Here is a 20,063-nt window from a genome sequence, read left to right as displayed (position 1 = left end):
CCGAGGGAAGCAGCCTTATCGGTCACCCATGTGACACCTGTGCGAAGCGGCGACCGCGTTGACGATGTTTCAACGGACTATTCCGCCTGCAACAGCGCGCAGATGAATCTTGCCATCTGAGCCCTCGGCAATGCGGCGCGGTGATTGCATCGGCGCGGTGATTGCATCTATTCGCCATTCACAATGGCCACCGGGAGGCTAGTATGATATTGTTTCGCGATCGTCATACTTGACTGCCATAGTGCGGCTTTGTTGTTGAACTGCAGTGGCTGTCGTGCGGAGACTTCGTGGTGCGTAGGGTCTTGTTGCGGGTGTTTTCCGCTGCCTTATCGTCCGCCCTTTGCACGTTCCCGGCCCCGGCCCACGAGAGCAGAGCGGCCGCGCCCGCCGAGCTTCCGCCGATCACCATTGCAGCGGCGGACAATCAGCCCTCCAAACGGCACCCCCGCAGAAGACCGCCGAAAGACCGTGGCCTGCACGATCAGGTTGCCGCTCGCGTGGTCAGCCCGACCGAGGGCGCCGGTGCGGCCGGCGCGGCGCCCGCCGGGTCATCCGCCTCGCAACCCACCGCCGCAAGCACAACTCGCATCAGCGGCGCGGAGGTGAACGCGATTCCGTTCTCGCGGCCCGGCGAGGCGCTGGAAGTGGTGCCGGGCCTGATCGTCACGCAGCACTCCGGCGAGGGCAAGGCCAACCAGTACTTTCTGCGCGGCTTCAATCTCGATCACGGCACGGATCTTGCGATCAGCATCGACGGCATGCCCGTCAACATGCCGACCCATGGGCATGGGCAAGGCTACGCGGACATCAATTTGCTGATCCCCGAGTTGATCAAGTCGGTCAGCGTCCGCAAGGGACCGTATTTCGCCGACCAGGGTGACTTCGCATCCGCCGGTGCCGTGGCGATCGACTATGTCAACAAGCTGCCGCACAACATCGCGGAGATGACCTTCGGCAGTTTCGGCTATCGCCGCGCATTGGCGGCGGGATCGACCCGCGTTGGCGATGGCACGCTGCTGACGGCGATCGAGGCGGCCAAATATGACGGACCGTGGGGCGTGCCGGACGATGTCCGCAAGCTGAACGGCGTCGTGCGCTACAGCCAAGGCACCGCGACCGACGGCCTGACGCTGACAGCGATGGCCTATTCCAACGGTTGGGACTCGACCGACCAGGTGCCGCAACGCGCGATCGACCATGGCCTGGTCAACCGTCTCGGCACGCTCGATCCGACCGATGGCGGCACCTCCAGCCGTTTCAGCCTGTCGAGCAATTGGGCGCAGTCGAGCGGCTACGGACAGACCAATGTGAGTGCCTATGTCCTGCGCTCCGACCTGCGGCTGTTCAACAATTTCACCTACTTTCTCGACAGCCCCATCAATGGCGACCAGTTCAGCCAGCTCGACGGGCGTACTCTCGGCGGCTTCGATGCCCGGCACACGTTCGACTGGCGCTTCGCCGGCCTCGCATCGCAGACCCGCGTCGGCGTGCAGAGCCGCTATGACGATATCCACGTCGGCCTGTTCAAGACCGGGCAGCGCACATGGCTCTCGACCGTGCGCGACGACCGCGTGCAGGAGGGCAATGTCGGTCTCTGGACCGACACGACCACGCGCTGGACCGACTGGCTGCGCACCACGGTCGGCATTCGCGAGGATTTCTTCGCCGGACACGTCTTCGGCGATACGCCGGAGAATTCGGGCAACGCACAGGCTTCGATGGCGAGCCCGAAGGCCGGTCTGGTGCTCGGTCCCTGGTACAAGACCGAGTTCTACGGCAATGCCGGCTACGGCCTGCACAGCAACGATATCCGCGGCGCGACGATTACCGTCGATCCGAGCGACAAGGTGACCCCGCTCGACCGCGTACCACTTCTCGTGCGTTCTCGCGGCGCCGAACTCGGCATTCGCACGAGGCTGATCAACGATCTCACCAGCTCGCTGGCGGTGTTCGTGCTCGACTTCGACTCGGAGCTGTTGTTCGTCGGGGATGCCGGCACCACAGAGCCGAGCCGGCCGAGCCGCCGCGTCGGCATTGAGTGGACGAACCAGTACAAGCCGTTGCCGTGGATGACGGTCGATCTCGATGTGGCCCAGACCCACGCCCGCTTCACCGATTTCGATCCCGCGGGGGCCCGCATCCCCGGCGCGCCGGCGTGGGTGGCTAGCAGTGCGATCACACTCGGCGGCGACACCGGCTGGTTCGGCGCGCTAAAGGCCCGTTATTTTGGCCCGCGTCCCCTGATCGAGGATGACAGCGTCCGTTCGCGGTCGTCGCTGATCTTCAATGCACGCGCCGGCTACAGGTTCGACAATGGCCTGCGGGTGCAACTCGACGTGCTCAATCTCTTCAACTCCCAGACCAACCAGATCGAATATTACTATCTGTCGCGCCTGCCGGGAGAGCCGATCGGCGGTGTCGCTGATCGTCACGTTCATCCGGCCGAGCCACTCGCGGTGCGGCTAACGGTGGCGGCAAGATTCTGATCGCGCCGGACTTGCGCATCGAGATCCACTCCGATCGGCGCGAAAACAACTGGCCCCGATCAAACGTCACAAATCCTGAAAAAATCTGACATGAAGCGGATGCTTCTGTCTGCCGAGAACGCGCCCAGCCCAACCCGAACGGCGAGGCACGCTCGCGGCAGGAGTGAGGGAATGCAACCTAAGCCGGACAGCACCGTGATCGCTTCGGGAGACCGGTTCGCGCACGCGGTGCAGGACGAACCCGCATCGGCCCGCGGCCGTCAGGCTGCGAGCCACCGTTGGGCGCTGATCCCGGTCGTGACGGCGTCGGGGTTTGCGGGCCTGGGCTACGAGATCGTGTGGACGCGCCAGTTGAGCCTTGCGCTGGGCACCGAGATGATGGCGGTGCTCGGCGTCATTGCCGGGTTCTTCGGCGGCCTGGCTCTGGGTGCGTTCGCACTTGACGGGCTGATCCGCCGTTCGAAATCGCCTTGGGCCGTCTATGCGATCCTGGAAGCCGTCATTGCCGCCTGGGGTCTGATCAGCGTCTGGCTTCTTCCCGCCGCCGGCCGCGCGTTGTCTCCGCTGCTCGGCACCGAACCGTCCCCTGCCCTGCTCTGGGCCGGCAGTCTGGCGCTGCCAACTCTCGTGCTGCTTCCGGCGACGGTGGCCATGGGCGGAACCCTGGCCGCCCTGGAACGGATGACGCGGCAAGCGCGCGGCAACGCGCGCGTCACGGCCGGTGTATACGGGGCAAATACCGCTGGGGCTCTGGTGGGCACGCTCGCCTCCACATTCCTCCTGATCCCGGCGCTGGGATTTTCGGGAACGCTGCTCTGTCTCGCGGGGGTCAATGTATTCTGCGCCCTGGGCGCGCTTGCGCTCGGATCGGCGATGGACAAAGCCGGTGCCGGGGACCAGCGACTGCGACAAATACGAGACCTGCGGCTCACGATCACCTTGTTTGCCACCGGACTGTTCGGAATCGCATTCGAGGTCCTCGTGGTCCGGCTCGCCGCGCAGGTGATGGAAGACACTGTCTACACGTTCGCCGGATTACTGGCTGCGTATCTGCTCGGCACCGCGGCGGGGGGCTTGCTCTGGCAGCAGACCGGGCGAGATGCGAATGATGGAAATCTCCGCGGCCTGCTCGCCGCAACGGCGTTCGCCTGCATCACGACGGCCGCGCTTGCGCCCTATGCCGGCCGCCTGGTCGAGATCGCATCGCGTGCGGATGTCTTCGGGGAACTGGCCGTGGCGATATCGCTGTTCCTGGTCCCCGCGACCGCGATGGGGGCATTGTTCGGCCTGCTGGCGCAGCGGGTGAGCGATCGGCGCGGCTCCGTCGGATCGGCGGTCGGCATCAACAGTCTCGGCGCCTGCATCGCGCCGCTGGTGGCGGCACAATTCCTGATTCCGGCTTTTGGCGCATGGACGGCGCTGCTTCCCGTTGCGCTGGGCTATCTGCTGCTGCTGCCGCCGAGCCGATCGGCGTTGCTGTGGTCCACCGCACCGGCGATCTCTGCGCTCGTCCTGTGGCTTAATCCCGCGCCATCATTGACGCGCGTGCCGCCAGGCGGCGCGCTGCTCGCTGTCAGCGAAGGGCCGATGGCGACGGCCAGCGTGGTCGACGACGCCGCGGGCACGCGCTACCTCGAAGTCAACGGCCACTTCCGCATGGGCGGGACGAGTTCGACGCGATCTGACTACCGTCAGGCGATGCTGCCGCTGTTGCTTCACGAGGCTCCGCATCGGGCTTTGTTCCTCGGCATCGGTACGGGCGCCACGATGGTGGGCGGCACGCAGATGCCCGGCGTCAGCGTGCGCGGCGTCGAACTCTCCCGGGAGGTGGTGGACCTGCTGCCGTGGTTCGTCAATCCGCCGCCGGCTTCGGCGCCGCGCGTGACCATCGCGGACGCCCGCCGTTACGTCGCTGCGGATACTGGCTGGCACGACGTGATCGTCGCCGACCTGTTTCATCCCGCGCTCGACGGCAGTGGCGCGCTCTATACGGTGGAGCATTTCGCGGCTGTGAAACGCAGGCTGGCGCCGGGAGGGATTTTCTGCCAATGGCTGCCGCTGTACCAGCTCGATCTGCCCTCCCTGCGCGCCATCATCCGTGGCTTTCTCGACGTCTATCCCGACGGCTCGGCCTGGCTCAATCACTACAGCGTCCGCACGCCGATGCTCGCGCTCATCGGAACCCGGGATGGCGGCCATCTCGATACCGATGCGCTCGCTGCCCGGCTGCGCGATCCGGCGACCGCGCCGGTCATACGACCGCAGGGATTCGAGGCACCGATCGATCTGCTCGGCCAATACCTCGGAGGCCCGCGCAGCCTTTCCGCATTCGCAGGTCAAGGACCGCGCAACACGGATGATTATCCGTTTGTGACCTTCGATGCCCGGCGAAATGTCCGTGCGCTCAGTGCAACAACCTGGTCGCTTCTGCTTGCCGTCACGAAAGACATTCGACCGGATCCGAATGAACTCCTGACCGGCGGAACCGAGCACGATGCGTTGCGCGGGCGCCTCGACGCCTACTGGCGCGCGCGCAACCGCTTTCTCGAAGCCGGCGCGTCTCTGCCCGGCGATCCGCGCGGCGCCGCCTTGATCGAAGCGGCTTCGCCCGGCCTCATCGATGCGCTTCGACTGAGCTCGGAATTCGATCCGGCCTACGGACCGCTGATGGGCATGGCGAAATCCTTGACCGTTTCAGACCGGGCTGCGGCCGCGCGCCTGCTGCGCCGGATCGATCAGGCTGCGCCGTCGCGCCGGGAGGCACGGGAGCTTCTGCTACGCGAGTTCGGAGAGCGATAGATAGCGATCGGTCCGTCGCGCTCAGGGCGCAAAGTTGACGCGGTAGCCCCAGCAGTCGAGATGATCGGGAATGGCGTTGAAGGCGATGGTGATCCTCTGCTCGCCCTGATTCCTCGGCACCTCGTGGTAAAGGTAGCTTGGAAAGAGCACGAGATCGCCGGGCTCGGCCTCCGGCAGGACGTACTTGCCCGCATTGAAGGGCCCGATGGCGGCGCTTCGCGTGTGGTGGCGGAAGGAAAAGTCAAAGCCGCCGGGCGGCCGCACGAAGACCGTCTTGCAGGCCGGATGCGAGGGCGTCAGATAAAGAATTCCCGAGACGAAACTGTTGGCATGGGAATGCAGTGTCTGGTTGCCGCCGGTCTCGAGCATGTTGGTCCACATCTCCTTGACGGTCCAGCGCAGCTTTTCGCCGAACAGGAGGACGCCGAAATCAACCAGCTTCGGGACGGCAAGTTCGGCGATGTGCCGGAACAGCTCGTTATCACGGGGATCGGCAACCTCCGTGTGGAACAGTTGGCCCGAGCGCAGATTGCCTTCGACGCGGGTGTCCCGGATCGCGGCCACGGCGGCTTCGTTCAGCGAGGGCGGAAGCAGCCCGGGCGAGCGCAGCAGGGGTATCGGGAAAAGCGGCTCGATCTGATCCATGTCGCAACGTCTACCTGTTGTTGAAACGCGCGCCAACAATGCGCGGGCAAAGATGACGTTGCGATGACAGCGCGAGGGAGCTCGGCTCGAGGCCCAACTAGTCGTCGGGGCCGAGCACCTTCAGCTTCTCGCCTGGCCGCAGCTCGTGGCGCCGTTCGCGCACCTCGTCGGAAGCACGCGCAGCCATCTCCAGACATTCGTCGAACTCTCCGTTGCCGGCTTCAACCAGGGCCTGGTGCAAGTGTCTCTCGGCAAAGTAGCGGGAGAGATGGTCGGGCGGCAAATCGGCCGCCAATGTGCGCGCCGCCGCGACCGCGGCGTTGCACTCTTCCTGTGTGGGTTCATCCGCGGCGGGCACGGCGGCACCAGGTGCGGCCACACCGCAGCCGAAGCTAGCGAAGAGACCCAGCGCGCAGATGGTGATGCGAAACAGGTACATCGAGGGCGTGTTGGCGGGATCAATCATTTCCAAACGGGCACGGCGGGACACATCGCACGATGCGTCCCGCCGGATGGCCTCACGTTACGTCAATGATGGTCGTGATGATGGCCCTCGTGGCCGTGATCGTGATCGTGATCGTTGTCAGCCCTCTGTCCGAGCCGTCGCGCCAGTTCGGCGTTGGTCTCGACCAGGAGCCTCGGCGAGCCTTCCGGCCTGACGAAGATCGGGTTGGCGTAGAACCAGACGTTCGAATAGGCCTGAACGTCGTGGGTGACCTTCTTGGCGCCATTCACCGTCTCCAGATGCGCCGGGCACGCCGGATCGGTACAACTGACCTGGGCGTTGTTGGCATCGAGCAGCGGATTTCCGGCGGTATCGGAGACGTTGGGAGTCCCATTCGGAATGTTTGTTCCGCGCGCACGGATGTAGAACGGCTTGGTGCCCGCGGTAAACGTCGTCGTGAACCGCAAGCGCACGCCGTCACGGTCTCCCCTATGCTCACGCTTCATCTGCGTCGCGGGGATCTGCCGAGCGATGGTGGCGGAGGGATTGTACACGATCGCCGCGCCCGCCGTGCCCGCGGCATTCGCCACCGCGTAGTTGGGGCCGTCAGGCGCAACGACGCCGGTGATCTGGCCGGTGATCAGATCGACGTGGTCGAGCGACGGCTTGTTCAGCGGCTGCTTGATTCCCACCGGCAACAGCAGCGGGTTGTCGAAGCTGTAGGGGCTGTTGTTCTCGTTCGGAACGGTCAACTCCATCTCGACCGTGATCTTTTCACCGGGCCTCACGACCAACGTCTCGCCCATGGTCTTCCAGTCGTCGCCGCGCGCCTTGGCGCGGAACACCATATCGGGACCGATCAGGTCCGCGTTGACCGAGTATGAGTTGCCCGAACGCATGCCGTCGATGACGTGCTGCGATGAGAACCGCCCGGCATTCGGAACATACAACTTGGTGTACTCGCCGGGAATGAAGTCGGCCGTCGTGAAGGAGTCACGCGCACCACCTGCACCGCGGCTGTGCCAATCGGAGCTTACATACACGAAGAAGTTGCGGCCTTCGCCAAGCAGACCGTCCCACAGGCCGCCGACCTTCGCGGTATAGATGCCGCTCATGCCGTAAGTGCCCCCACCGACGGCGTTTGTGCCGTAAGAACCGGAGCCGCCATTGACACCGCCCTCGGCAAAGTGACCGGGCGATTCGATGCCGAACGCGACCGTCGGCCCCGCATTGTTGAAGTCGCGGAAGTGCTCGATGTTGTAGCCCTTGTTGGCGGTCGTGCTGAACGGCCCCTGGCGTTCGGTATGGGTGGGGATGACATAGGATTGCAGCGGATAGTTGGTCTGCAACCATTTGATGCCCGAGAGCGCTTTCTGGTGGCCCGCCGTGCCGGTGTTGTTGACGTTGTCTTTGCCCGGCCAGAGCTGATTGCCGCCGGCATCGATGACGGGGCCGATTGCATCGGTGTCGGCGCGATCGAAGCGGTATTCGAACTCCGCCATCTTGTCCGCGTTGCCGGGCCCCTTCCTCGGGTGCATCGGGTGCTGCCCGGTGATCACGGCGACGTCGACATGCTCATGGCCGGGCGCGATCCATTCGAGACCTTCGATCAGCACCTTGTCGTACGTGGCGGTGCGATTGACGATGATCGGATACTCGACCTCGCGGATCGACTGCCAGCGCCACATCGTGGCGCCGGTGCCGCTGCCGTTCGGGGTACCCTTCAGGCTGGAGATCGTGATCCCGTCGATGGTCTGGCCGAGCGTCTGGCTCCAGGTCGTCGTCGTTTGTCCTGGAAGTTTGGCGCTGGTGTCGCTGAAGCGGCAGTCGCGATTGCCGGAACCGCCGTGGTTGCCGAGCGTGAACCAGTCGAGGTCGAAATTGTTGCCGCCGGCGGACGCGGTACCGCGCCCGACCGCGCGATCGATCGTGTAGCCGGCGGCGACCGAACCATCCGTGCAGGTGTTGTGATTGTGCATGTCACCGGCGACATAAGGATTGCCGCGGCGCTCGCCGCGATTGAACTCCTCGGCTGCAGCGCTCTGAGTCAGCGCCAGGGATGCCGATGCGGCAGTCAACAGGATCGTCTTGCCAGATGGAAACATCTATCGCCCCTCATTCAGGTCAAATGTCGCAGTACGCAGCGGAGCCCCCGGGAATAGGACTATCCGGCCCAATCGTGAGGGGACTCCCTGCAGCTCCGACAATGGACCAGAGTTACGATACAGCTTCGTGAAGGATTTATTTTTGGCCCTCGCAAGTCCCGTTGTCCGTTGGGCAGCTTGCCGCTTGCGTTGTTCAAGTGCATTTTTTCCGCGTCGCCTCAGCGATTGCAGATGACAGATGACGTGCTCTGCCGCATAAAGCGCGGCGGCGCGTGCATCGAGAATTTGTGACAACCATATGTCAATGTCGGCAACACCAGTTGAAGTGCAGTCCCTTCCGACATCGCGCACTGGAGGTTCGGATCCGGACGCCGGTGTCGGCCGTGGCGCAACGGAACCTTCGCGTTCCTTTGTCTCGATGCTTGCGCGGCTTGCTCGCGAGCCCTTGCTGCACTTCACCTTCCTCGGAGCGATCATCTTCGGCATCGACGCCTTGCTGCATCCGCCCGCCAAGGACGAAAAGGTCATCACGGTCACCAAGGCGATGCGCCAGTCCTTCATCGACAATTTCGACGAGGACAAGGAACGCGCCCCGTCCAGCGACCAGCTCCAGAAGATGATCGACAGCTGGGTCGCGAGCGAGATCCTCTACCGCGAAGGCAAGACGCTCGGCGTGGACCGCGGCGACGAGACGATCCGCGATCGGATTGCCTACAAGATGCAATTGCTGATCTTCGACCAGATCCGTGTCCCGCGGCCCTCGGACGAGCAGCTGCAAGCGTGGTTTGCGGAAAATCACGTCCGCTTCGACGAGCCGGAGCGCGTTTCTTTCTATATAACCCCGCCGACGGACCAGGCCACGGCACAGCGCCAACTCGAGGACATCGTCCAGCAGCACGAGTCCGAGGAGCTGCAGAATCTCACCCGCGCCATCCTCGCGCGGCCGGTCGCGAGTCTCGCGGCGTCGTTCGGCGAAGATTTCCGCGACCGACTGCTGACGATGCCGGAAGGGGAATGGAGACTGCTGCAATCCAAGGACGGCTGGCATGTTGCCCGGCTGGATTCCCGTCGGCCGGGAAACCTTGCCAGCCTCGACAAGGTTCGGGATGAGGCCGCCAGGATCTGGCACACGGAGGAGACCCGCAAATTGGCCTGGGAAGCGGTCAAGCGGCTCAAGGCATCCTATCAAGTGCGGTACGAGCCGTGAGGGCGACCCAGTATCTGCGGTTGGCGCTGCTGACCTTGGTGCTCGCCGCGCTCATCCGGCCTTCGGCGCTCAGTGCGCATGAAGCGGCGATGGGCGTGCTGGAATTCCGCGAGGTCCGTCCCGGCGCATTTGTCGGCCGCTGGAGCATCGAGCCCTCGATCGGTGCTGCGCGGGTGGATCTGCGGGTACCCTCCCACTGCTTTCTCCGCCTGCCCGAGATGAACTGCGGCCAGAAGGGGCTGGTCGGTCCGATCACCATCTCCAATCTCGGCTCCAACATGTCGATCGTCCTGATCAAGCTGATCCCGATCGAGGGCGAGCCGCGCAGCTACACGATCTCGACCGCCAATCCCGTCGTCTCGGTCCTTGGTACCGGCGCCCCGACGCTCGAGGCCTGGATCGAACTGGCAAAGACCTATGTGAACTACGGAATCGACCACATTCTGCTCGGCGCCGACCATTTGCTGTTCGTGCTGGGCCTGATCTGGATCGTCGGCGGCGGCTGGCGTCTGGTGAAGACGATCACGGCCTTCACGATCGGACACAGCGCCTCGCTAGCCGCAGCAGCTTTCGGCCTGATTGGCGTGCCGGAACGGCCACTCAACGCCTGCATCGCATTGAGCATCGCGTTCGTCGCGGTGGAGATCGTCAAGCAGCAGCGCGGCGAGATCGGACTCACCGCCCGCTATCCCTGGATCGTGGCGTGCAGCTTCGGGCTGGTTCACGGCATCGGCTTCGCGAGTGCGCTGGCGGGACTTGGGCTCGAACGCCGGCTCCTTCCCGCAGCTCTGCTGTTCTTCAACGTCGGCGTGGAGATCGGGCAGCTTGCCTTCGTGCTGCTCGTGCTCGCATTGATCTGGGCGCACCGACGGCTTGATGCCGTCGTGCCGCGCTGGGGCGAGGCCGTTCCGGCCTATCTCATCGGGGCGGTGTCGATGTTCTGGTTCTTCGGCCGTCTGGCGCGCGTGTTCGCCGCGATCTAAGCGAGAGTCGCACACAATGTCGTTGCACATTCCCCGAGTTCTCACGACCGCGATCGTTTCGTTCGCGCTGACGCAGCCGGCTCTCGCGCACGAGCAGGCTGGCGTGGCGGGCGGCCTAGTCAGCGGCCTGCTCCATCCGGTCACCGGCATAGACCATTTGATCGCAATGGTGGCCGTCGGGATCTGGGGCGCGCAGCTTGGAGCCCCAGCAATCTGGATTCTGCCGATCACCTTTCCGCTGGTCATGGCGGTCGGCGGAGTTCTAGGCGTGCTGCATGTTCCGCTTCCGGTGCCGGAGGTGATGATTGCCGTCTCGGCCGTGATCCTGGGACTCGCCGTTGCGGCCCGGCTGCGCCTGCCCTTTCCTGCTGCCGCCTCCGTCGTCGCGGTCTTCGCGATCTTTCACGGTCATGCGCATGGAGCCGAGCTTCCGCGCGCGGCGAACGCCCTGGCCTACGGCGTCGGCTTCGTCACCGCCACCGGCCTCCTGCACCTGTTCGGCATCGCGATCGGCGCGTTGACGCGCTGGCCCGCCGGTGAGCGCATCATTCAGGGACTTGGGGCCGGTATCGCAGGAATCGGCTGTTACTTCCTCGCGCAAGGCCTCGGAGCCGTCGCATGAGACTTAAATCCGTACGGGGTTTGATGGCGGTAGCGGCACTGCTGACGGGCACGAACGCGGCCGAGGCGCATATCGTCGCGGCCCGCCTCGGCGATTTCTATATGGGGGCATCGCATCCCCTCACCGATCTTCAGGATGTCGTGCTCTGGATCGCGACCGGCGTGCTGGCAGGTACGCTCGGAGCCTCCAAAGGGCGCTGGCTCATCCCGGTATTTCCGCTTGGACTGCTGGTCGGCTTGGCTCTTGGGCCCGTATTCGGCGCGGTTTCCGCTCAGCTCGCGAACGCGACAATGATGCTGGCGATAGGCATGCTGCTCGCGGCGGCCGTGCAAGTTCCCACGATAGTTCTCTGCGCAATAGCCTTCGCAGTCGCTGTAACACGAGGCGCCGCAAACGGCGCCGAGCTTGGGCCCGAAACCGATCGGCTGCTGTTTGGGGCGGGATTGGGCTGTGTGGGCTACGGAGCCATCACGCTGACAATGGCTCTGACCGCCGCATTCAGGCGAACGACAGGCAGCGTGACGTCCTGGCGAGCGATCGCCGTTCGTGCTCTTGGAGGTTGGATCGCGGCCATCGGCCTGATGATGGCAAGCCTCGTACTGGCCTCGTAAGAGGCGGCGAAGGATCCCGCCCTGGACGCTGCGACGCCATCTGTTCCGCCGCCGTGCACGACCGTAGGCGATATCTCCTCGCCGTGCGATCACCGAGACATCCGATCAGCCGCATCGAACTTGATGATAAAACCTGCGGCTTTCCTCAGCAAGCGCCAGATCACTGCGGGCGGCGACCGCACTTTGCGAAACCGTCCGTCCAGACCTGGACGGTACCGCCATGCGGCGTCATCCCTGCCCGGCGGTCCGCAAGGCCAGCTCGAGCACATGAAGCTCGGCCGACGTCACCGGCGGCTGCGGCGGCCGCACCGCGTCGCACGACAGCCTCCCGAGCAGCTTCAGGCAGGCCTTGAGCCGCGCCGTTGCCCGTCCTCCGGGCGCATCGCGGTAGATCGCGGCGGCGAGTGGATAGAGCTTGGCGTGCATGGCGCGCGCCCGCTCCCAATCGCCGGCTTCCGCCGCATTCCAGAGACTGACCACGAGCTCCGGCACCAAGCAGGCGAGGCTGACCTGGCTACCGGCCGAGCCGACCAGGTAGCTCGTCATGAGGTGTTCGTCTCCGGACCCAAGCACAACGAATTCCGGACGCAGTTTCCGGATCAGTCTGAGATTCTGTTCGTAGGCTGCGACCTCCCAGCTGCCCTCCTTCAGCGCGACGAAGCGACGGTCGGCAACGAGCTGTTCCAGCAGCGGGGGTGGATAGGCCATGGCACCGGCGCCGACCGGCGCCGCATAGAGCATCAAAGGTGATGTCGTCGCATCGCGGACGCGACGGTGATGCTCGATGACGCAGTCGTCAGCGTGAGCCAGCGCCCAGCTGTTGGGAGGAAATACCAGCAGCCCATCCGCGCCCGCCTGCTCCAGCACGGCTGCTTCGCGCGCGGCCTCGAGACTCGATTCGTGATTGACGCCGGAGACGATCAGGCAGCGCTTCGGGGCGTGCTTGCGCGCCAGCTCCACCACGCGCCGCTTCTCGTCGAGCGACAGCACAAAATTCTCACCGGCGTGGCCGTTGACGAGGAGGCCGTTGATGCCGGGTACTGAGCTGACCGAGGCGAGATGCGCGGCCAGCGTCGGCTCATCGACCTCGAAACCCCGCGTCATCGGCACGATCGTGGCGGCCTGGATGCCGCGCAGGCGATCGCCGAATGATTGCGCTATCTCGCCGAACACCGCCAACACGCCGCCTAGTGAATGATCTGGTCGAGGAACGTCCGCGCCCGCTCGGACTTCGGATGTTTGAAGAACTCCTCCGGCGCGGCCTGCTCGACGACCTTGCCCTCGTTCATGAACACGATGCGATCGGCGACCTCGCGCGCAAAGCCCATCTCGTGGGTCACGCACAGCATGGTCATGCCCTCTTCTGCGAGCTTCTTCATGGTCTCAAGCACCTCCTTGACCATCTCGGGGTCGAGCGCCGAGGTCGGCTCGTCGAACAGCATGATCTTCGGCCGCATGCACAGCGCGCGGGCGATGGCAACGCGCTGCTGCTGGCCACCCGAGAGCTGCCCGGGAAATTTTTCAGCCTGGTCCGGGATTCGGACCTTGGTGAGGAAATGCATGGCCAGATCCTTCGCCTCCGCCTCCGGCATGCCGCTCACGGTCATCGGCGCAAGGATGCAGTTCTCCAGCACCGTCATGTGCGGAAACAGATTAAAACTCTGGAATACCATGCCGGTGTCGCGCCGGACCGCATCGATGTTCTTGCGCTGGTGGTCGAGCTCGGTGCCGTTGACGTAGATCAGGCCCTCGTCGTGCTTCTCGATGTGGTTGATGCAGCGAATGAGCGTCGACTTGCCCGAGCCGGAGGGACCGCAGACCACGATCTTCTCGCCCTTGGCGACCTTGAGGTCGACCTCGTTCAGCGCGGTGAAATCGCCATAGTGCTTGTAGACGGCCTCCATGCGAACCGCAGGCACCTCGCGCAATTGCGGTTGCGCTGTTCCGCCTTCGGCTCCACTGGCCGTATTCGTCGACATCTCGCTCATGCGCGGGCCTCCACGCTCGCTTGCGCAACCGGCGCCCTCGCCGCGACCCGCCGGGATTTCGCAGCGCTCGACCGACCAAAATGCTTCTCCAGCCGCCGCTGGACCGCATCCCAGACCGAGGTGAGGATCAAATAGTACGCCGTCGCCGCCGCATAGACCTCGAGGATTTGGAAATGCTCCTGCATCAGCATGTCGCTGCGGCGCATGAGCTCCTCGACCGAGATGACGGAGGCAAGCGAGGTTGCCTTCAACAGCGAGTTGATGGAGTTGCCGAGCGGTGGGATCATAAGCCGGAACGCCTGCGGCAGGGTCACGCGGCGGAACGTTGTCCAGGGCGACAGGCTGAGCGCCCAGGCCGCTTCGCGCTGACCCGCCGACACCGCCATGAATCCGCTGCGCACGATCTCGGCGAGATAGGCGGCTTCGTTGAGGATCAGGCCAACCAGCGCGCAGGTGATCACGCTGAACTTGATCCCTAGCTGCGGCAAGCCGCTATAGATCACCACGAGCTGGATCAAGAGCGGCGTACCGCGGAAGAACCAGATGTAGAAACGCGAGAAGCCAGACAGCACGGGATTGGACGACATGCGCATCAACGCGATGCCCATGCCGAGGATCAATCCGCCGATGACGGCGGCCACTGTCAAGCCGATGGTGACGAGCACACCCTTCATCAGGAAGTAGTTGAAGAAGTAGTTGACGGCGGCCGTCGGACTGAAATGGCTCATCGGCTCGTCTCCGTATCTCAGGCCGGACCGGGGCCGGCGATCGCCAGCGGCTGATCGGCCGGCATGCTGGTGAGACCGAACTTGTCGAACAGCGCCTGGTAGCTGCCGTCGGCACGCATCGTGTTCAGCGCCTTGACGACGGCATCGGTCACCATCTTGTTGCGAAAGCCGAGCGTGGTCCGCGCCGTGCCGAGCCCGCTCAGGACTTCTTTCACGCGACCACGGCCGACGAGATCGCGCGCCACGCTGTCGACGAGCAGCGCGTTGTCGACCTGACCGGCGAGGAGCGCGCTGACGACGTTGGTGGCGGTGGGGAACGTGCGCATCTCGACCGCTGCGCTTCCCTTCGCCACGCTCGCATCGCTGAGCTTCTTGAGCCAGTTCATCTGGTAGCTGCTGACCTCGACGGCGGATGCTTTTCCGATCAGATCCTTTTCGGTAGCAATTTTTGTGCCGCTATCGGGTGCAACCACGACCGAAATGGCCTGAATGGCGTAAGGCACCATGTACATCAGCTTGGAACGCTCCTCGGTCCAGAACATGCCGGTGTCGATGCCGTCGATGCGGCCTGCGTTCATGGCCGGGATCATCGCCGGAAAATCCATCCGGACGAGTTCGACCGGAAGACACAACCGCTTGCCGAGCTCGGCCGCGAGTTCCACGTTGAGGCCCTGCAACTGGCCGTCCTTGTCGACGAATTGCTGCGGCGGATTGGTGGGATTGATGGAGAGCTGCAATTTTCCGGGCGCGATCAGATCGCTGTCGGAAATCGCGGGCGTGCATGCGGCATGCGCTGCATTGGATACGAAGACGAGTGCGACAGCGGCACTCAAGCGAAGCAGTGTCGAGAACATTCTATACCTCCGGTAAGACGCCAATGACCGATGCAGTTCCTCGCCCGGCTTTCCCCCTCAACGTTTCTTGGATGCCGCCAACCGATCTTTTCGACACGGCAGGCTGCATCATCATCGATCCCTCAAGCCGGTCCCGACATCGGCTTGAGCTGGATGCGCATGAAATTCTTCACCAGGGATTCGAATGGACCGAATCCCTTCACTTTCAAAAACTCAGGCGTTTCGAATGCCCACCGTCCCGCGACCTCGTACATGGCCGCGTATTTCGGCCCGTCGCCAACCGAGACGAAACGCTTCGCGGACAGCCAGCCGGGACAGGTCAGCAGATCCGGAAAATGTTTCTGCTCGTACCAGGCGTTGAACGCTGGCTCGTGCTCGGGGTCGATGTCGACCCGCACGATATGGATGAAGGCTTCGTCCGCCACGGGCTCGCTCCTCATCCCAGTCGAATGTCGCCGGCCGCCCGCGCGGCACCCACGGTCGTCGCGATGGCGTCGCACAGCGCAGGCAGGACCGGCAGCAATGGCGGCCGCGGATCGGCGTTGCCGATCAGGCCGAGTGCCTTCAGTCCGACCTTCATCCGCGTGTGCATGTCCATGATCGGCGCAGGGCCGTAGATCGCGCGGACGATCGGATAGAGCCGCTCGTTGACGGCACGCATCGCGCTGAGATCGTCGGCGAGCGAAGCCTGCCATAGTTCGGCAAACAGGTCCGGCGCAAGGCTGACGAGACCGGACAGAATGCCGTCGCCGCCGAGGGCCAGCTGCGGCAGGAACCAGTTGAAATTCGACGGCAGCATCACGACGGACGGATCAGCCTGCTTCACCGCACGACGGTTCTCGTCATAGGCAAGGATAGTGTCACTGCCCTCCTTGATCGCGATGACGCTATCAAGCGCTGCAATCTTCGCCAGCGCTTCCGGTGAGTAGCCAAAGCCGGACGCCAACGGATACTGGAAGATCGACACCGGAATCCCGATCGCGGAGCTGACCGCCTGCACGAAGGCTACGGGCGCGCGCGAGGTCGCCGATGCACCGCCACCAAGCGGTGCCGGCGGAAACAGCACCGCGCAGTCGGCACCGGCGGCCTCGGCCAGCTGCGCCTGATGGATCGCTTCCGCAGTCGAGTGCGCGATGATGCCGGCCAGCAGCGGCTTGCCGCCGATATGCCGGCGCGTCCGCTCGATCACCGCCTGGCGCTCGTCATCCGAGAGCGAACCGCCCTCGCCGGCATGTCCGTTGACGAACACCGCTGCAATTCCGTCAGGACGCGCGCAGTAATCGAGCACGCGGGCATAGCCGTCCCAGTCGATCGATATGTCACTCTTGAAGGGCAGCACGGTCGCGACCGTGACGCCGCGCAGATCCGGCCTTGTCATCGGCTTGCTCATGACGGTTTCCGCCGTGGGAATTTCAAGCTCGCCCGCGCCTTCAGCACCTCGAGGCCGCCCTCATTGCGAGCACTCGCCTCCCAGATGATCGTGCGGGTCTCGTCGTGCTGCTCAGCGATCCAGACGTCGAAGGTGAGCGTGTCGCCATAGAACACCGGGCCGGTGAACCAGAACCGGTCCTCGACAGAGACGCCGATGGTGCCGACCAGCTTGCTGGTGAGGACGCTGGTGCAGAGACCTGCGACCATGATCCCCGGCGCCAGCCTTCGGCCGAAGCGCGTCGCGCCGGCATAGATCTCGTCGACATGGACCGGGCCAAAATCGCCGGTGGCGGCGATGTAGAGCGCGCCATCCGCCTCGGTGATGGTCTTGCTGAGGCTGACCCTGTCGTTCACCTTCAGATCGTCGAAGGACTTTGGTTCGTACATGGCTCAGGCCTTGGCGAAGGGGACGAGCGTCGCGGTGCCGTCCACCACGGTTACACCTGAGGGCGACAGCGTGCAGGTGATCCGGCAGGTTGCCTCGTCGCCTGCGACCGAGACGATCTCGGCCTTCGCCTCGACGGACTCGCCGACGATCACGGGCGCGGCAAAGTTCAGCGCGATGCTGCCGATCCGCCGCGTCGGTCCGCCGAGCTGACTGAGGCAGGTGGTGGCGAGGCCGCCGACCGCAAGCTCGAAGGCGACCATGTTGGCCGCGCCCGCCTTCTTGGCGCGGACGGCATCGACATAGAGACCGCCGAGATTGCCGCTGATGCCGGTGAACATCGCCTGCTCGGCGACCGTCATGGTCTTGCGGAAGGCGAAAGCCGCGCCGGGATTGAGAGGTGTGTGAGACATCGGCCGTTCCCTAGAGCTGCAAGCCGTTCTTGATGGTGCTGCGCGCGACCAGCATGCGGTGGATCTCGGAGGTACCGTCGTAGATGCGGGTGACGCGCGCATCGCGATACATGCGCTCCAGCGGCAGATCCTTGCTGAAACCCATGCCACCGAACACCTGGATGGCGCGGTCGACGACACGGCCTTGCATCTCGGAGGCCGCCACCTTGATCATCGAGACCTTGTCGCGCGCGTCCCGGCCCTGATCGATGTCCCAGGCGGCGTTCATCACCATCATCTTGACGCCGAAAATTTCTGTGGCGGAGTCAGCGATCAGCTTCTGTACCATCTGGAAGTCGCCGATGGCCTGACCGAACTGGCGCCGCTCGCCGGCGTGCTTGCGCATCATCTCGAGCGCGCGCTGCGCCATGCCGACGGCGCGCGCACCGATATGGGCCAGGCGAATCTGGAGCACGCTCTGCATGATCAGCTTGAAGCCGCCCCCGACCTCCCCGAGCACGGCCGCTTTCGGAATACGGCAGTCCTCGAAGGTTAGCTCGGCATGGCCATAGCCGCGATGGCCCATCATCGGCTGGGTCCGTGCGACCTTGAAGCCCGCCGTGCCGCGATCGACCAGGAACAGCGTGATACCGCCGCGCGCCCGCTTGCCCTTGTCGGTGAGCGCCATCAGGATCACGTAATCGGCGATGTCGCCGTCGCTGATGAAATGCTTGGTGCCGTTGAGCACCCATTCGTCGCCGTCGAGGTGCGCTGTCGTGCTGATCGAAGCGGCATCGGAGCCGGCGCCCGGCTCGGTGATCGCCATGGCGCAGATCTTGTCGCCCTTCACCGTCGGCCGCAGATAGCGCTCGACCTGGTCGCCCTTGCAGGCCATCAGCATCGGATAGACTTGCCCGAACACGCGGCGGATCAGCGCGTCGGAGGTCTTGCCGAACTCTTCCTCGACAAGGCAATGCTCGACGCAGGACAGTCCGCCGCCGCCGACATCCGCCGGCATGTTCATCGCGTAGAGGCCGCACTTCTGCGCCTTGGCCTTGGTGATCGCCAGCGCATCTGCCGGCACTGTCGCGGTTCGCTCGACCTCATCTTCCAGGGGTTGCACCTCTGTCTCGACGAAGCGGCGGACGGTATCGACCAGCAGGCGGGTCTCCTCAGGCAGCGAAAAATCGATCATCGCGCCACTCCCACGGCCTTGCCGGCGATCATCGCGTCAATGTCGGTCGCGCCGTAGCCGACCTCGCCGAGCACCTCGCGCGTCTGCGCGCCCAGCCGCTGCGGCACCAACCGAACCTCCGGCGTCTGGCCGTCATAGCGCGCGGGATGTGCGACCATGCGGATGGGTGCGCCCCCTGCACTCTTGGCGCTCTTGAACACACCGAGATGATTGAGCTGCGGATCGGTCTCGAGATCGCGATAATCCTGCACCGGCGCGTGCCAGATCCGTGCGGCTTCGAGTACGGGCAGCCATTCAGCCGTCGGCTTTTGCTTCAGCCGCACTGCGACGATGCCGGTGATTTCCTCGCGCTTCGAAAAGCTGTCGGCATCGCCGAACGGCTTCAGCTCGTCGCTGCCGAGCGCCACCGCGAGCGCCTTGGGCGATGCCATGGAGATCGCCAGATGGCCATCGGTGGTCGCGTGAATGCCGTAGGGCCCCGGGCTGAACCACGCAGCAATGCCGGCCGGAGCGCGCGATGTCGGCGACGGCGCACCGTTGAGCCAGGCGGTCAGCGGTTCAACCTGGAGATCGAGCGCGGCCTGATAGAGGTTGACCTCGACGAGCTGGCCCTTGCCGGTCCTGGTCCGCGCGAACAGTGCCGCCAGAATGCTCATGGCGTAGAGCGAGGCGGCATGCTGATCGACGATCACCGCTCCGACCGCCGTCGGCTCGCCATCGGCGCGTCCCGTCCGCATCGCAAGACCCGACATCGCCTGGAGCAGGAGATCCTGGCCCGGCCGATCCTTGTATGGACCCTCAGATCCGAACCCGGTCGCGACCGCGTAGATCAGGCCGGGGTTGATCGCTTTCAGCGTATCGTAGCCGAGCCCCAACTTGGCCATGGTGCCTGGCCGAAAGTTCTCCATCACGACATCGGCGGTCGCGACCAGCTTCTTCACCGCGGCGATGCCGTCGGGATGCTTGAGATCGACGGCAAGGCTGCGCTTGTTACGGCCCGTCGCCAGATGATTGACGCTGTCGCCTGCGACGAAGTGATTGGCGACCGCCCAGTTGCGTTGAAACGCGCCCTCGATCGGCTCGACCGCGATGACGTCGGCACCGAGATCGGCGAGCGTCTGGGCGGCGAGCGGCCCCGCGAGGTAATGATTGAAGCTGAGGATCTTGACGCCGTCGAGCAGGTTCAT

General features: G+C 64.5%; 19 protein-coding genes. 6 read left to right on the top strand and 13 right to left on the bottom strand.

What is annotated here, in order from left to right; all coding sequences use genetic code 11:
- The first annotated feature begins 497 nt into the window (after nt 1–497).
- Both QSV46_RS01470 and QSV46_RS01465 read left to right on the top strand, forming a co-directional pair.
- Nucleotides 498–2,486: a TonB-dependent receptor gene (locus QSV46_RS01470; RefSeq protein ID WP_314945296.1), complete on the top strand. Its 1,989-nt coding sequence runs from the start codon at nt 498–500 to the stop codon at nt 2,484–2,486.
- 171 nt (nt 2,487–2,657) lie between these two features.
- A complete protein-coding gene (locus tag QSV46_RS01465) occupies nt 2,658–5,285 on the top strand; it encodes a spermidine synthase (protein WP_314945294.1) in 2,628 nt (875 codons plus the stop codon).
- 21 nt (nt 5,286–5,306) lie between these two features.
- Here QSV46_RS01465 and QSV46_RS01460 read toward each other — a convergent pair whose 3' ends face one another.
- The 3 genes from QSV46_RS01460 to QSV46_RS01450 all read right to left on the bottom strand — a co-directional run bounded on the left by QSV46_RS01460 (nt 5,307) and on the right by QSV46_RS01450 (nt 8,480).
- Nucleotides 5,307–5,930: a putative 2OG-Fe(II) oxygenase gene (locus QSV46_RS01460; protein ID WP_314945292.1), complete on the bottom strand. Its 624-nt coding sequence runs from the start codon at nt 5,928–5,930 to the stop codon at nt 5,307–5,309.
- 97 nt (nt 5,931–6,027) lie between these two features.
- Entirely contained in the window at nt 6,028–6,396 is a 369-nt protein-coding gene (locus QSV46_RS01455; RefSeq protein ID WP_314945290.1) for a hypothetical protein, read from the bottom strand.
- A 62-nt stretch (nt 6,397–6,458) separates the two neighbouring features.
- On the bottom strand, nt 6,459–8,480 hold the full coding sequence (locus QSV46_RS01450; RefSeq protein ID WP_314945288.1) for a hypothetical protein: 2,022 nt from the start codon (nt 8,478–8,480) through the stop codon (nt 6,459–6,461).
- A gap of 445 nt (nt 8,481–8,925) precedes the next feature.
- Here QSV46_RS01450 and QSV46_RS01445 point away from each other — a divergent pair, with 445 nt between their 5' ends.
- Genes QSV46_RS01445 through QSV46_RS01430 form a run of 4 tightly spaced genes read left to right on the top strand, consistent with a single transcriptional unit; the run spans nt 8,926 to nt 11,903 of the window.
- Entirely contained in the window at nt 8,926–9,687 is a 762-nt protein-coding gene (locus QSV46_RS01445; protein ID WP_314945286.1) for a peptidylprolyl isomerase, read from the top strand.
- A complete protein-coding gene (locus QSV46_RS01440; RefSeq protein WP_314945284.1) occupies nt 9,684–10,670 on the top strand; it encodes a HupE/UreJ family protein in 987 nt (328 codons plus the stop codon). Before QSV46_RS01445 ends, QSV46_RS01440 begins: the two co-directional genes overlap by 4 nt.
- A 16-nt stretch (nt 10,671–10,686) precedes the next feature.
- Nucleotides 10,687–11,292: a HupE/UreJ family protein gene (locus tag QSV46_RS01435; RefSeq protein WP_314945282.1), complete on the top strand. Its 606-nt coding sequence runs from the start codon at nt 10,687–10,689 to the stop codon at nt 11,290–11,292.
- Nucleotides 11,289–11,903 (top strand): HupE/UreJ family protein, encoded by a 615-nt coding sequence (locus QSV46_RS01430; protein WP_314945280.1) that lies wholly within the window; start codon nt 11,289–11,291, stop codon nt 11,901–11,903. Before QSV46_RS01435 ends, QSV46_RS01430 begins: the two co-directional genes overlap by 4 nt.
- Nucleotides 11,904–12,131: 228 nt before the next feature.
- On the opposite strand, the gene QSV46_RS01425 is transcribed toward QSV46_RS01430, so the two are convergent.
- From QSV46_RS01425 to QSV46_RS01380, 10 genes are all read right to left on the bottom strand, one after another.
- Nucleotides 12,132–13,076: a dihydrodipicolinate synthase family protein gene (locus tag QSV46_RS01425; protein WP_314945277.1), complete on the bottom strand. Its 945-nt coding sequence runs from the start codon at nt 13,074–13,076 to the stop codon at nt 12,132–12,134.
- Nucleotides 13,077–13,090: 14 nt separating this feature from the next.
- A complete protein-coding gene (locus tag QSV46_RS01420) occupies nt 13,091–13,891 on the bottom strand; it encodes an amino acid ABC transporter ATP-binding protein (RefSeq protein ID WP_314945273.1) in 801 nt (266 codons plus the stop codon).
- On the bottom strand, nt 13,888–14,619 hold the full coding sequence (locus tag QSV46_RS01415) for an amino acid ABC transporter permease (RefSeq protein WP_314945269.1): 732 nt from the start codon (nt 14,617–14,619) through the stop codon (nt 13,888–13,890). The genes QSV46_RS01420 and QSV46_RS01415 overlap by 4 nt, the downstream gene beginning before the upstream one ends.
- A 17-nt stretch (nt 14,620–14,636) precedes the next feature.
- Nucleotides 14,637–15,473 (bottom strand): ABC transporter substrate-binding protein, encoded by an 837-nt coding sequence (locus QSV46_RS01410; protein ID WP_314945267.1) that lies wholly within the window; start codon nt 15,471–15,473, stop codon nt 14,637–14,639.
- Between the two features lie 122 nt (nt 15,474–15,595).
- Nucleotides 15,596–15,898 (bottom strand): DUF4286 family protein, encoded by a 303-nt coding sequence (locus tag QSV46_RS01405; protein ID WP_314945265.1) that lies wholly within the window; start codon nt 15,896–15,898, stop codon nt 15,596–15,598.
- An 11-nt stretch (nt 15,899–15,909) separates the two neighbouring features.
- A complete protein-coding gene (locus QSV46_RS01400; protein ID WP_314945264.1) occupies nt 15,910–16,863 on the bottom strand; it encodes a dihydrodipicolinate synthase family protein in 954 nt (317 codons plus the stop codon).
- Nucleotides 16,860–17,291 carry a MaoC/PaaZ C-terminal domain-containing protein gene (locus QSV46_RS01395; RefSeq protein WP_314945262.1) on the bottom strand — a complete coding sequence of 144 codons (432 nt, stop codon included), beginning with the start codon at nt 17,289–17,291 and terminating at the stop codon, nt 16,860–16,862. The genes QSV46_RS01400 and QSV46_RS01395 overlap by 4 nt, the downstream gene beginning before the upstream one ends.
- 3 nt (nt 17,292–17,294) lie before the next feature.
- Nucleotides 17,295–17,702, bottom strand: a complete 408-nt coding sequence (locus tag QSV46_RS01390) for a MaoC/PaaZ C-terminal domain-containing protein (protein ID WP_314945260.1) — start codon at nt 17,700–17,702, stop codon at nt 17,295–17,297.
- 10 nt (nt 17,703–17,712) lie between these two features.
- Entirely contained in the window at nt 17,713–18,876 is a 1,164-nt protein-coding gene (locus tag QSV46_RS01385) for an acyl-CoA dehydrogenase family protein (protein ID WP_314945258.1), read from the bottom strand.
- On the bottom strand, nt 18,873–20,063 hold the full coding sequence (locus QSV46_RS01380) for a CoA transferase (RefSeq protein ID WP_314945257.1): 1,191 nt from the start codon (nt 20,061–20,063) through the stop codon (nt 18,873–18,875). The genes QSV46_RS01385 and QSV46_RS01380 overlap by 4 nt, the downstream gene beginning before the upstream one ends.

It is taken from the genome of Bradyrhizobium cosmicum, from assembly GCF_032290525.1.
Taxonomy (GTDB): domain Bacteria; phylum Pseudomonadota; class Alphaproteobacteria; order Rhizobiales; family Xanthobacteraceae; genus Bradyrhizobium; species Bradyrhizobium cosmicum_A.
This window is presented reverse-complemented; position numbering and strand designations above follow the sequence as displayed.

Bases quoted from the DNA above. Each gene is read 5' to 3' on its own strand.
- QSV46_RS01465 (WP_314945294.1), top strand. From the start codon at position 2,658: ATGCAACCTAAGCCGGACAGCACCGTGATCGCTTCGGGAGACCGGTTC.
- QSV46_RS01460 (WP_314945292.1), bottom strand. From the start codon at position 5,930: ATGGATCAGATCGAGCCGCTTTTCCCGATACCCCTGCTGCGCTCGCCC.
- QSV46_RS01455 (WP_314945290.1), bottom strand. From the start codon at position 6,396: ATGATTGATCCCGCCAACACGCCCTCGATGTACCTGTTTCGCATCACC.
- QSV46_RS01450 (WP_314945288.1), bottom strand. From the start codon at position 8,480: ATGTTTCCATCTGGCAAGACGATCCTGTTGACTGCCGCATCGGCATCC.
- QSV46_RS01435 (WP_314945282.1), top strand. From the start codon at position 10,687: ATGTCGTTGCACATTCCCCGAGTTCTCACGACCGCGATCGTTTCGTTC.
- QSV46_RS01430 (WP_314945280.1), top strand. From the start codon at position 11,289: ATGAGACTTAAATCCGTACGGGGTTTGATGGCGGTAGCGGCACTGCTG.
- QSV46_RS01420 (WP_314945273.1), bottom strand. From the start codon at position 13,891: ATGAGCGAGATGTCGACGAATACGGCCAGTGGAGCCGAAGGCGGAACA.
- QSV46_RS01415 (WP_314945269.1), bottom strand. From the start codon at position 14,619: ATGAGCCATTTCAGTCCGACGGCCGCCGTCAACTACTTCTTCAACTAC.
- QSV46_RS01410 (WP_314945267.1), bottom strand. From the start codon at position 15,473: ATGTTCTCGACACTGCTTCGCTTGAGTGCCGCTGTCGCACTCGTCTTC.
- QSV46_RS01400 (WP_314945264.1), bottom strand. From the start codon at position 16,863: ATGAGCAAGCCGATGACAAGGCCGGATCTGCGCGGCGTCACGGTCGCG.
- QSV46_RS01395 (WP_314945262.1), bottom strand. From the start codon at position 17,291: ATGTACGAACCAAAGTCCTTCGACGATCTGAAGGTGAACGACAGGGTC.
- QSV46_RS01390 (WP_314945260.1), bottom strand. From the start codon at position 17,702: ATGTCTCACACACCTCTCAATCCCGGCGCGGCTTTCGCCTTCCGCAAG.
- QSV46_RS01385 (WP_314945258.1), bottom strand. From the start codon at position 18,876: ATGATCGATTTTTCGCTGCCTGAGGAGACCCGCCTGCTGGTCGATACC.
- QSV46_RS01380 (WP_314945257.1), bottom strand. From the start codon at position 20,063: ATGAACCTGCTCGACGGCGTCAAGATCCTCAGCTTCAATCATTACCTC.